General features: G+C 59.4%; 11 protein-coding genes and 1 riboswitch. Of the genes, 5 read left to right on the forward strand and 6 right to left on the reverse strand.

Annotated elements, in window-relative coordinates:
- Window positions 1-13: 13 nt before the first annotated feature.
- The 5 genes from H8S62_RS14770 to H8S62_RS14790 form a co-directional block, all read right to left on the reverse strand.
- Entirely contained in the window at window positions 14-715 is a 702-nt protein-coding gene (locus H8S62_RS14770; protein ID WP_243141877.1) for a glycerol-3-phosphate acyltransferase, read from the reverse strand.
- 2 nt (window positions 716-717) lie between these two features.
- Window positions 718-2,046: a ribosome biogenesis GTPase Der gene (gene der / locus H8S62_RS14775; RefSeq protein WP_186920051.1), complete on the reverse strand. Its 1,329-nt coding sequence runs from the start codon at window positions 2,044-2,046 to the stop codon at window positions 718-720.
- Between the two features lie 263 nt (window positions 2,047-2,309).
- Window positions 2,310-3,617, reverse strand: a complete 1,308-nt coding sequence (locus H8S62_RS14780) for a DUF512 domain-containing protein (RefSeq protein ID WP_186920053.1) — start codon at window positions 3,615-3,617, stop codon at window positions 2,310-2,312.
- 116 nt (window positions 3,618-3,733) lie between these two features.
- A complete protein-coding gene (rpmF, locus tag H8S62_RS14785; RefSeq protein WP_155149736.1) occupies window positions 3,734-3,922 on the reverse strand; it encodes a 50S ribosomal protein L32 in 189 nt (62 codons plus the stop codon).
- A 45-nt stretch (window positions 3,923-3,967) separates the two neighbouring features.
- Entirely contained in the window at window positions 3,968-4,471 is a 504-nt protein-coding gene (locus H8S62_RS14790) for a YceD family protein (protein WP_155149733.1), read from the reverse strand.
- Between the two features lie 175 nt (window positions 4,472-4,646).
- Between H8S62_RS14790 and H8S62_RS14795 the strand changes: the two genes are divergently transcribed.
- Window positions 4,647-5,606, forward strand: a complete 960-nt coding sequence (locus H8S62_RS14795) for an RluA family pseudouridine synthase (protein ID WP_186920055.1) — start codon at window positions 4,647-4,649, stop codon at window positions 5,604-5,606.
- Between the two features lie 179 nt (window positions 5,607-5,785).
- Here the strand turns inward: H8S62_RS14795 and H8S62_RS14800 are convergent, their stop codons facing one another.
- Window positions 5,786-7,372, reverse strand: coding sequence for a diguanylate cyclase domain-containing protein (locus H8S62_RS14800; protein WP_186920057.1), 1,587 nt, complete (start codon window positions 7,370-7,372; stop codon window positions 5,786-5,788).
- Between the two features lie 425 nt (window positions 7,373-7,797).
- Here H8S62_RS14800 and H8S62_RS14805 point away from each other — a divergent pair, with 425 nt between their 5' ends.
- From H8S62_RS14805 to H8S62_RS14820, 4 genes are all read left to right on the forward strand, one after another.
- Window positions 7,798-8,931, forward strand: coding sequence for an ABC transporter ATP-binding protein (locus H8S62_RS14805; RefSeq protein ID WP_155149727.1), 1,134 nt, complete (start codon window positions 7,798-7,800; stop codon window positions 8,929-8,931).
- A complete protein-coding gene (locus H8S62_RS14810) occupies window positions 8,921-9,778 on the forward strand; it encodes an ABC transporter permease (protein WP_186920058.1) in 858 nt (285 codons plus the stop codon). The genes H8S62_RS14805 and H8S62_RS14810 overlap by 11 nt, the downstream gene beginning before the upstream one ends.
- Before the next feature lie 29 nt (window positions 9,779-9,807).
- Window positions 9,808-10,629 carry an ABC transporter permease gene (locus H8S62_RS14815; protein ID WP_155149884.1) on the forward strand — a complete coding sequence of 274 codons (822 nt, stop codon included), beginning with the start codon at window positions 9,808-9,810 and terminating at the stop codon, window positions 10,627-10,629.
- 95 nt (window positions 10,630-10,724) lie between these two features.
- Window positions 10,725-11,768 (forward strand): ABC transporter substrate-binding protein, encoded by a 1,044-nt coding sequence (locus H8S62_RS14820; protein WP_243255713.1) that lies wholly within the window; start codon window positions 10,725-10,727, stop codon window positions 11,766-11,768.
- Window positions 11,769-11,944: 176 nt separating this feature from the next.
- Window positions 11,945-12,031, forward strand: a riboswitch (cyclic di-GMP riboswitch).
- Window positions 12,032-12,235: the final 204 nt, after the last annotated feature.

Here is a 12,235-nt window from a genome sequence, read left to right on the forward strand (position 1 = left end):
ACCTCCCAAAACGCTACGACTTTCGGTGGAAGCTGAACTTGCTCTCCTCGCCCCTGAGGATGCGCCGGAGGTTGCCGCGGTGCTTCCAGATGATGAGCCCGCCGATGATGAGACCCAGGAGCAGCAGAACCCAGTTCTGGTAGAGCACCCAGGTCATCAGCGGGAATGTAATGCCGGTGGAGAGGGAGCCAAGGGAAACCCATTTGGTCATCACGGCGAGGATGAGAAAGCCGCCCCAGCAGACCAGGGCCAGCCGCCAGTCGAGCATGATGGCGATGGTGCCGCCGGAGAGGATGCCCTTGCCGCCCTTGAACTTGAACATACAGGGGAACATATGCCCCAGCATACAGAAGAGTCCGGCCCAGTATTTGCCCAGAACCACCCAGACAGGCGCCCCATGCCCCACAGCGGAGCCCAAGAGCCAGGTCCCCACCAGCACCGCCGCCACGGCCTTCACCACGTCCAGCAGAATGACCACCAGGGTCAGCGGTCCGCCGAAGGTGCGGTGGAAATTGGTGAGGCCTGCGTTTCCGCTGCCGTGGGTGCGCACGTCGTCGCGCAGGATATACTTGGAGACGATGACGGCCCCGTTAAAGCAGCCGCAGAAATAGGAGATTACCGCCGTCAGGGCCGCGAACCCAACCACGGTCCAAATCATCCCGCTGAGTCCCTTGGCCTGCTCCAGCCAGTTGAGGCAGTCGTATAGCTGTTCCAAGATTACCCCTCCTTGTCGCCCTTCTGCCGGATGGAGAGTACCACAGGGGTCCCCTCCAGGCCGAAGGTGCTGCGAATCTGATTTTCCAGGTACCGCTGGTAGGAGAAATGGAAGAGCTGGTAGTCGTTGCAGAAGATGACGAAGTGGGGCGGCTTGATGCCCACCTGGGTCATATAGTAGATTTTCAGGCGGCGGCCCTTGTCGGTGGGGGGCTGGACCCGGGCGGTGGCGTCGGCCAGAACGGAGTTGAGCATGCCCGTGGTGATGCGCAGGGACGCCTGGTCGTTGACGTAGTTGATGAGCTCGAAGAGCCGCTCCACCCGCTGGCCGGTCAGGGCGGAGATGAAGACGATGGGGGCATAGGTCATATACGAGAGGTCACGGCGCACATCCTCCCGCATCCGGTCCATGGTCTTGCCGTCCTTCTCGATGGCGTCCCACTTGTTCACCACAATGATACAGGCCTTGCCCGCCTCGTGGGCCAGGCCGGCCACCTTGGTATCCTGCTCGGTGACGCCCTCCTGGGCGTCAATCATGATAAGGCACACGTCGGACCGCTCGATGGCCATGGTGGCCCGGAGGACGGAGAATTTCTCAATCCGGTCATCCACCTTGGCCTTCTTGCGCATGCCCGCGGTGTCGATGAGGATATACTTCCCCTTCTCATTCTCAAAATAGCTGTCCACCGCGTCCCGGGTGGTGCCCGCCATATCGGAAACGATGACCCGCTGCTCGCCCAGGATGCGGTTGACCAGGCTGGACTTGCCCACGTTGGGCTTGCCGATGACCGCCACCCTGATGACGTCGTCCTCCTCCTCGTCCTCCCCCGCCTCGGGGAAGTACTCGAAGCAGGCGTCCAGCAGCTCGCCGGTGCCGTGGCCGTGGACGGAGGAAATTGCGATGGGATCGCCCAGGCCAAGGTTATAAAACTCGTAGATGTCCGGGTTGGTGGCCCCCACCTGGTCCATCTTGTTCACCGCCAGCACCACGGGCTTTCCGGAGCGGAGGAGCATATTCGCCACCTCCTGGTCAGAGGCGGTGAGGCCGGTTTTAATGTCGCAGACAAAAATAATCACCGTGGCGTTCTGGATGGCGATCTCGGCCTGCTCCCGCATGAAGCTCAATATCTCGCTGTCGGTGCCGGGCTCAATGCCGCCGGTGTCCACCAGGTCGAACTTCCGGCTGCGCCACTCCGCCTCGGCGTAGAGCCTGTCGCGGGTCACGCCGGGGGTGTCCTCCACGATGGAGAGCCGCGCTCCCACCAGCTTGTTGAAGAGCATGGACTTACCCACGTTGGGACGGCCCACAATTGCAACCAATGGCTTTGCCATAAAAACCTCCCTGAAAAGAAAAAAGGAAAGGGGAATTCGGGTGTATCTGATAAGTCGGGGTGGTGTGGATTTCGAGCGGGAAGGGCGTCATGCAAGCCGTTTATTCGCAGGAGTCCTGGATGGAATGCAAGGGAAAACGGCGCAGCAGGGCGCTTTTCCCGTTGAAAGACGCGCTGCACAGTCTTTTCAGACACACCCTGGAAATAGGCCCCGCGCAGCCGCCTTTTCTTCCGGAAACATGCTTCCTTTTTTCTTTCCCCTTTTTATTCTCCGAAGATCGCGTCGCACAGCTCAAAGCCGTCCTGGTTGACGGGCGTTACCTTCACGCCCAGCTCCCGCTCCACATCTGCGATGGTCACATCGTCCAAAAAGACGTCTTCCCCGTGGCGGAGCATATTGACGGGCAGCAGCAGGCGCTTTCCCAGGGGCTTCCCCCTGAGCTGGGCGATCAGGTCGCCGCCGGTGACGAGACCGGCGACGGTGATGGTCTCCCCAAAGAAATGGTTGATGATTGGGTAGACGGCCCTCTCCATAGTATGGCATTTTGTGGCGGCCATGTCAACGATTTGCCGCAGGAACGGGGCTGCGGCCACCCCGGTGGCGATGGAGAAGGGGGCCACCGACTCCACGCAGTCCACGCTGCCCACGGCGGATTCAAACTCCGTCATCAAAAGGCGGAGCATCCCCACGCCGTTTTCCAGCTGGGTGTAGTCCTCAAAATACTCGTCCTCGGGCAGGCCGCGCCCGCCCTGGAGGTAGAACTCGTCGGAGCACCAGAAGAGGGTGGTGCCAAAGCGCTCCATACAAGTCTTCCCATATTCCTCCACCATATCCACCACCGCGGCCGCCTCGGCCCGGGTGTAGGGACGGAGGCTGCACAGGCCCTCCCGGTGCCTGGTGAGGCCCACGGGAACGACGGAGACCGAATTCACGCCGGGGTAGAGCCCGGCCAGGTCCTCCATGGAGCGCATGAGCTCCGGCCCGTCGTTGATGCCCGGGCAGGAGACAATCTGGCAGTTCATGATAATCCCCGCCTCGGCAAACCGCCTCATGTGCTCAATGCCCGCGCCGCCGTTCCTGTGACCCAGCATCCGGGCGCGCAGGTCCGGGTTGGTGGTGTGGACCGAGACGTTGATGGGGGAGATGCGCAGGTCAATAATCCGCTGCAGCTCCCGCTGTGACAGATTTGTCAAGGTGATATAGTTGCCCATCAGGAAGGATAGCCGGGCGTCGTCATCCTTAAAATAGAGGGTGTCCCGCATCCCCTGGGGGAGCTGGTCCACAAAGCAGAAGATGCACTGGTTGGCGCAGGAGCGGGCCTTATCCATGAGGTAGGTCTCAAAGTTGAGGCCCAGATCCTCACCCTCCCTCTTCTTCACCAGTACCTTGCGGCTGCCCCCGTCGGGCTGGGCCAGAGTCAGCTCCAGGCGGGCGTCGTAGGTGTAGAATTTGTAGTCCAGCACGTCCACGATGGCGTGGCCCCCCACATGGGTCAGGGTCTCCCCCGGACGCACCCCGGCCTTCTTCGCCGGGCTGCCGTGGTCGACGGAGCGGATGACTGTCATGCTCATAGCGGTTCTCCTCTGTCAGTAAGGGTGGCACGGAATGTATGCGGGGGACGGCGCTATGCACTTCTCCAAAAAAGAAAGAGGGGTCTCCCCCTCCTTCTCTCTCCTATGCAGTTTGCTTACTTCGCCGCCTCAGTCAGACCGAACTCACGACCATTGTAGGTCATGCAGGACTTGCACATCCGGTGGGGCAGGCGAAACGCGCCGCACTTGGGGCAGGTCGTGGAAGTGGGAGTCTCCAGCTTCCACACGGAGCTGCGACGCTTATTCCGACGCTGCTTGGACACTTTACTCTTAGGAACCGCCATGGTGACACCTCCTTAAGCTATACCCATTGCGGGCACGCGGATTACTTACTCAGGCTGATCCAGAAGCTGGGCCAGCTTGGCCAGACGCGGGTCGACCTCGCTCTTGCAAGCGCAGGGGCCGTCGTTGAGATTCGCGCCGCATTTGGCGCAAAGGCCTTTACAGTCTTCTGAGCAAATGTGCTGAGGCTCCATCGCAAGAATGAACGCCGTCCGCGCAACCTCGCCTACGTCGATCTCGTCCCCCTCCAGGAGGAAGATATCGGCCTCGCTGGCCTCATCGGCCAGTTCGTCGGCAAGCAGGGTCTCCAGGGGCACCTGCATCTCCTCGGAAAAGGGCTTCAGGCAGCGGTCGCAGTTTACTTCCAGCACCGTTGAAGCCTCGCCCTCCAGCAGGAGCGCGCCCGCCATATTCCGCACGGTTCCCGTCACACGGATGGGATGCGCGGCCGGCCGCTCGCCGTTCCATTCCAGATCGGATAAATCCATCTGAAAATCAAAGGGAAGGCTGGCGCCGGGAACGGGTATGATGTCTCTCAGATTCAGTCGCATGGTTCACCTCGCACAATGACACGTGTAGTATTATAATGAAAACCGGGAGCAATGTCAAATACTTTCTTCAAATTTTTCGAAGAATATGCTATAATAGCCGGAAAGCGGCATTTGCCATACAAATCTGATACTTAGAGGCCGGGCTCCGTCCCCCGCCTCAGCGGGAGCGTAATTTATGAAAGAGTTCACCATTGAGAAAAACGACGCGACCCAGCGGCTGGACCGCTGGCTGGGCAAAACCCTGCCCCTCCTCCCCGCCCCGCTGGCGCAGAAGTACATCCGGCTCAAGCGGGTCAAGGTCAACGGCAAAGGCTCCCAGCGGGACTACCGCCTGCAATTGGGCGACCGTCTGCAATTATACATCAACGACGAGTTTTTCGATACCCCCACGCCGGAAAACGCCTTTCTCTCCATCTTCAAGCCCAGCCTGAGCATCGTGTATGAGGACGAAAACCTCCTGCTGGTGGACAAGCGGCCCGGCATGGTGGTCCACCCGGACGAGAGCGAGCGGGTCAACACCCTCATCACCCACATCCAGGCGTATCTGTACCAGAAGCGGGAGTGGAGTCCCTATTGGGAGCACTCCTTCACCCCGGCGCTGTGCAACCGCATCGACCGCAATACCGGCGGCATTGTCATTGCCGCCAAAAATGCCGAGACCCTGCGGATCATGAACGACAAGATCCGGGACCGGGAGATCGATAAATTTTACCTGGCCGTGGTGCTGGGCCGCATGAACCCGCCCGAGGGAAGGCTGGAGAGCTTTCTTTTGAAGGACGAGGCCAAGAAGCAGGTCGCGGTCTACCGCAGACCGGTTGCCGGGGGCAAGAACGCCCTTACCTTATATAAGACGCTCAGGGTGAAGGACGGCCTCTCCCTGGTGGAGTGCGAGCTTCTCACCGGCCGGACCCACCAGATCCGCGCTCAGTTCGCAGACGCGGGCTGCCCCCTGCTGGGGGACGGCAAATACGGCCGTGAGCGGGAGAACAAAAAATACGGCCGCAGCGGTCAGGCCCTCTACTCCTATAAGCTCACCTTCTCCTTCCCCACCGACGCCGGAATTCTCAACAGCCTGAAGGGAAAGACCTTTACGGTGGAAAATGTGGATTTTGTGGATGAATACTTCGGCGGATAGGCAAGCGCCCCTTCACCACGGAAGGGGCGCTTCATGCTGTCAAAGAAGCCCCTCGGGGCTTCTTTGACAGCATGAAGCATGACGGATATTCATTTTATTCCGTCTTCTGCGGACGGCGAAACTCTGCAAGCTTTCTCTGCGGCGGGCTTTTCGGCTGGGTGAAGGGACGCGCCCCCGTTTCATTCACCGAAGACGCAGCACTGGCCCATGCCCCTCTCCTTGGCCGCATAGAGGGCCGCGTCGCTCTGCTGGAGCAGGGTGTCGATGTCCATGTCCGGGTCGCCGCTCCGGGCGACGCCGATGCAGGCGGAGAGTAGCCGGAAACGCGGCATGGCACTGAACGTCTCCTCCATCCGCCGCTGGAACGTATGGGCCCTGTCCCGGAGGGCCGGCAGCGGCTGGTCCCCCAAAAGCGCGATAATGAACTCGTCCCCGCCCAGGCGGGCGATGAACGCCTCCGGAAAGGACTCCCGGAGAAGCCGCGCGGTCTCGATCAGCGCCTGGTCGCCGACCTGGTGCCCATAGGTGTCGTTCACCTCCTTGAACCGGTCCAGATCCAAGTAGAGGAGGCTCACCGGGCGGCCCGAGCGCTCGTCGGCCATATAGTGGTAAAAATGGCGGCGGTTGCACAGGCCGGTGAGAAAGTCGGTGTTCAGGTTCTGGATAAGCTGCCGCTCCAGCGCACGCTCCACCGTCACGTCCCGGAAGATGCACAGCCTGCCCACCTCAGTATGAAATACGTCGTAAATCGGCTCCAGGTGGGTCTTTAAAATTCGTTCCTCCCGCGCGTCGCTGGGCGCAACCCGGATCTCCAGACGCCCGTCCTCGCCCGGCCTGGTTTTGACGCCCGCGTGGTCCGCCTCCCACATATCATGTCTGCGGCCCACGATCTCATCGCGCCGGACGCCGAAATAGCTCTCGAATTTTTCGTTGGCGTTCACAATGATCCCCTTGTCGTCCCAGACCAGAATGGCAAAGGGCATGCTGCGCAGGATAATTTCCAGCTCGGCGCCCATATTCTCCAAATCAGTCTCGTCGTGGCCGATGCCCACGGTGCCCATTATCTCCCCGCTCTCGTCAATGAGCGGGGATTTGTAGGTCTTGAACTGGCGCATTCCGTGCTGGCTCTTCACCTTCTCCGTAAACTGGCAGGTCGCCCGCCGCTGCATGACGAGCTCCTCGGTCTCCCTGCAGACAAACTCCCCCCGCTCAAAATCCTCCCGGGAGACGTCCCAGATATAGCAATGGTCCTTTCCCGTCACGTCCTCCCGGGTCTTGCCCACCGTATGGCAAAACGCCTTGTTCACCTTGACGTGGGTACCGTCTTTGGCCTTGAACCATACCATATCGGGGATGCTGTCGATGGTGGTGTCCAGATAGAGCCGCGTCAGCCAGCAGTCCTTTTCCAGCTTTATCCGCTCCAGAAGCCGGCGCAGCCGCAGAGCCGCCAGGCGCGGCTCCAGCGGCGTCACCCAGACATCGTCGAGCGCGGCCAGCTCTCCGTCCGCCAGGGCTGCCGCGGCCGGTGCTGGGAGACAGGCAATGAGCGCCGCCCGGGGCTTGCACAGCCGCCTCAGTTCGTCCGTCCCTCCCTCCGCCGGAAGGTCCAGCAGAAGGATATCGGCACGGGACGCGGCGGCGGCGCTGAAGGCGTCAAAAACCTCAATATGGTGTTCATAGTGCTCCAGCGGTACGGCAGAGCGGACAATTTCGGGCAGAACAGGACCCAGAGTAAAGATTACAACATCCAATTTGCACTCATACACGGCCGACGCCCCCAATTTGGCACATTGCCAGAGCTTTTTAGAATTGCTGTCCCTACTATAACAGGTTTCGACAGGATTGAAAAGGATATCCAGTGCTTTCCGTCCATTCATTTTACCCCGCCGGAGCCTCCGCCGTGCAGATTGGCTCTGATTTCGCTTCATCTAGCCGCCTTTACGAAGGAACGCCCGCCGCTGAAGTTTCCCCCCCTGAAAAACCTTCGTTTTCCCGGCGTGAGCGCCGCAGAAAATCCAGGGAAAAACATTCGGGTTTTTTATTGACATTTTCCGCAATACCATATATATTTGTATGCGCATAAGGGCGTACCCAACCGCCGGTGGGGTACGCCTTTTTCTACCGTTTCAAGCCCGTCCGGCGGGACGCGACGGACGATCAAAGAATTCAGTGAAAAGAACGGGGGAGGATAATGGCAAAAGAACTGATCCGCCTGTCGGATATCGTCATGAAGTTTGACGACGAGGTCATCATCGACCATCTCAACCTCTATATTAATGATAAGGAATTCCTCACGCTGCTCGGCCCCTCCGGCTGCGGCAAGACCACCACGCTGCGCATCATCGGTGGTTTTCAGACGCCGACCTCGGGGGACGTATTTTTTGACGGCGTGAGGATTAATGACGTTCCCCCCCATAAGCGGAAGGTCAATACCGTCTTCCAGAAGTACGCGCTCTTCACCCACATGAACATCTTTGAGAACGTGGCCTTCGGCCTGCGGATTCAGAAGCTGCCCGCCGACGAGGTCCACCGCCGGGTGGAGGAGGCCCTCGCCCTGGTGAACCTGGCCGGCTACGGGAAGCGGAGCGTGAACTCCCTGTCGGGCGGCCAGCAGCAGCGGGTGGCCATCGCCCGGGCCATCGTCAACCGCCCGCAGGTGCTTCTCCTTGACGAGCCGCTGGGCGCACTGGATTTAAAGCTGCGCAAGGACATGCAGATCGAGCTCAAGCGCATCCAGCAGCAGGTGGGAATCACCTTCATCTACGTCACCCACGACCAGGAGGAGGCCCTCACCATGTCCGACACGGTGGTGGTCATGAACGAGGGCAAAATTCAGCAGATCGGGTCGCCCGAGGACATCTACAACGAGCCCAAGAACGCCTTTGTGGCCGACTTCATCGGCGAGTCCAACATCATCGACGGCACCATGCCCGAGGACAGGGTGGTGCGGATGTACGGCAGGAACTTCCCCTGCCTGGACGAGGGCTTCGCCCCCGGCGAGAGCGTGGATATCGTCATCCGGCCCGAGGATATCGACATCGTCCCCGTGGCCGAGGGCCAGCTCACCGGCACGGTGACCGAGGTCACCTTCAAGGGGATGCACTACGATATCATTGTAGATTTCCGCGGCTTCAAATGGCTTATTCAAACCACCGACTACTCCCCTGTGGGGGCGAAAATCGGCGTGAAAATCGACCCCGACGGCTTCCATATCATGAAGAAGAGCCGGTATTCCGGCCAGTTCGGCGACTACAGCTCCTACAGCGACGAATACGATGAGCTCAACGAGGACCCGGACACCGAGGTGGACGGCGATGAGGAGTAAGCGCAATCAGATTCTGGCCGTCCCCTACGTGGTCTGGATGGCGGTTTTTGTCGTGGTGCCCCTGCTGCTGATCGTGGTCTACGCCTTTACCACCAAGGACGGCTCCTTCACCCTGGCGAACTTCTCCACCATGAACCAGTATCTGGGCGTCTTCGGCAACTCCTTCTTCCTGGCGCTGGTCGCCACCGCCATCTGCATCCTCCTGGGCTATCCCCTGGCCTATTTTCTGGCCAGGTCCGGCCACCGGATGAAGGGCGTGGCCATGATGCTCATCATGCTGCCCATGTGGATGAATTTTCTCCTGCGGACCTACTCCTGGATGAGTCTGCTGGAGGACACGGGGCTCATCAACCGCTTGCTCCAGTCCATCCGTTTTTTCGACCTCTGGAACGGTATTTTCGGCACGAATATCGAATTCTTCCATATGATCAACACCCCGGGCGCGGTGGTGCTGGGCATGGTGTATAACTTTCTGCCCTTCATGGTGCTGCCCATCTTCTCGGTCATTGAGAAAATCGACAGCCGGGTGATTGAGGCGGCCCAGGACCTGGGCGCCAACAGCCGCCGGGTTTTTCAGAAGGTCGTCTTCCCCCTGTCCCTGCCCGGCGTCCTCTCCGGCATCACCATGGTCTTCATCCCGTCGGTCTCCACCTTCGTGATTACCAAGCTGCTGGGCGGCGGCATGACCATGATGCTGGGCGACCTCATTGAGATGCAGTTTTTGGGCGCGGCCTACAACCCCCATCTTGGCAGCGCCATCTCCCTGGTGATGATGATCGTCGTCCTCATCTGTATGGCCGTGATGAACCGCTTCGGCGAAGGTGAAGAGGAGGCGATGCTGCTGTGAAGAAAAACGGACTTTTCTCCAGGCTCTTCATGGGGCTGGTGTTCCTCTTCCTCTACGCCCCCATTTTTGTGCTCATCGTCTTCTCCTTCAACGCCACCAAGAGCCGGACGGTCTGGGGCGGCTTCTCCCTGGACTGGTACGCAAAGCTCTTTCAGAACACCCAGATTATGGGTGCGCTCTACACCACGCTGCTGGTCTCCGTCATTGCGGCGGCCATCGCCACCATCGCGGGCACGGCGGCGGCCATCGGCTTCTACTCCATGAAGCGGCGGCCCAGGACCCTCTGCCTCTCGGTGAACAATATCCCCATGACCAACGCGGATATCGTCACCGGCGTCTCCCTGATGCTGCTCTTCGTCTTCGCGGGGCGCTTTCTCCCCTTCAAGCAGGGCTTCGCCACTTTGCTCATCGCCCACATCACCTTTGATATCCCCTATGTGATCCTCTCCGTCCTCCCCAAGCTGCGGCAGCTGGATGCCAATATCTACGAGGCGGCCCAGGACCTGGGCGCCACCGGCTTTCTGGCGTTTCGCAAGGTGGTGCTGCCCGAGATCATGCCAGGCGTCCTGAACGGGATGCTGATCGCCTTCACCATGAGCATCGACGATTTCGTCATCAGCTACTTTACCGCCGGCAGCCAGACCTCCACCCTGGCCATGGTCATCTACTCCATGACCCGCCGGAAAATCAGCCCTGAGATCAACGCTCTGTCCACACTCATGTTCCTGGTGGTGCTGGCGCTGCTGCTGGTGATCAATATCCGGCAGGCCAATCAGGACAAGGCGGCGAAGAAAAAGGCCGACAAGCTGGCCGCACCCGGGAGCGCCGCGCTCCTGGACACGCAGAAGTGACGCTCTGCTGTTAAAGGCAGTACGCCCGGCTTCCGGGCTTGCTATCATTCAAATCTGAAAGGGGCAAACGAAAGGAATTGAAAAAGACTCTGGCAATGATTCTGTCTGTGGCCACTGCGCTGGCCCTCATGGCAGGCTGCACCGGCGGCGGTGTCGGCGGCGACACCGCGAGCGCAGGCGAGGTCAACGTGTACAACTGGGGCGAGTATATCGACGAATCCATCTTTGCGGATTTCACCGCCCAGACCGGAATCAAGGTCAACTACAACGTCTATCCCGATAACGAATCCCTCTACTCCACCCTCAAGGGCGGCGGCGCAGAGTACGACGTCATCATCCCCTCCGACTACATGATTTCACGCATGATAGAGGAGGATATGCTGGAGAAGCTGGATTTTAACAATATCCCCAACTTCAGCGATATCGACCCCTCGCTGAAGGACCCGGACTACGACCCCACCAATGAGTACAGCGTGCCCTATATGTGGGGCACCGTGGGCATCATCTACAACACCGCCAAGATCGACAAGCCCGTCACCGGCTGGTCCTCCCTGTTCGACAGCGACTACAAGGGCCAGATTCTCATGTTCGACAACTCCCGTGACGGCATCGGCATCGCCCTCAAGTACCTGGGCTACTCCTACAACACCACCGACGAGGCCCAGATTCAGGAGGCCGTGGATCTGCTCATCGAGCAGCAGTCCTATCTCCAGGGCTACGTGATGGACCAGATTTTCGATAAGCTGGAGGGCGGCGAGGCCGCCATCGGCCCCTACTATGCCGGCGACTTCATCACCATGCACGAGAGCAACCCCGACCTGGCCTGGTGCCTGCCCGAGGAGGGCTCCAACATCTTTGTGGACGCCATGTGCATCCCCAAGGGCGCGGCCAACAAGACGAACGCCGAGGCGTTTATCAACTTCATGTGCACCACCGACGCGGGCCTGGCCAACTGCAAGGCCATCGGGTACTCCACCCCCCTTCTCTCCGTCAAGGACGCTCTGCCCGACGAGGTGAAGAATGATCCCGTGGCCTACCCTAGCGCCGAGGCCCTCGCCCGCTGCGAGTCCTTCACCAACCTCCCCGAAAATATCCTCGCCCTCTACGACAGCGAGTGGCTGCGCCTGAAAACCCAATAGATGCAATGTGAAAAATCCGGCCGGATACGCACGTATCCGGCCGGATTTTTCGTCTTGACCCGACAATTTGTCTGGAAAAAAATTTTTGCTATTCAACATGTAGCAATATGGTATTTCTTCTTGCTTTTTCCAAAACGACACGGTATATTGGGTGTAGCTAGATCTGTTCCATACAATCGAACAGTTGGCAAACCCGGTGAAAGCCGGCGGCGCAAAACTATAGGGTCTAACTCCCGCATGGGATATGACAGCCAGTTGTACCGAGCTCCTTTTCGGTGCAGGTGACTTTTATCAAGCGGGAACCCTATAGGGTTCCCGCTTGACTTTTCTGGGAAAAAACACCATTGCAAGGAGGAAGAAAAAGATGAAAGCAAGAAAACCCCTGGCACTGATTCTGAGCGCAGCGATGATTTTATCCATGCTCTCCCTGTCCGCGTTCGCCGCGGAGGGAGAAACCGCGCCCGCCC

This window comes from Lawsonibacter faecis, assembly GCF_014287675.1.
GTDB lineage: Bacteria > Bacillota > Clostridia > Oscillospirales > Oscillospiraceae > Pseudoflavonifractor > Pseudoflavonifractor faecis.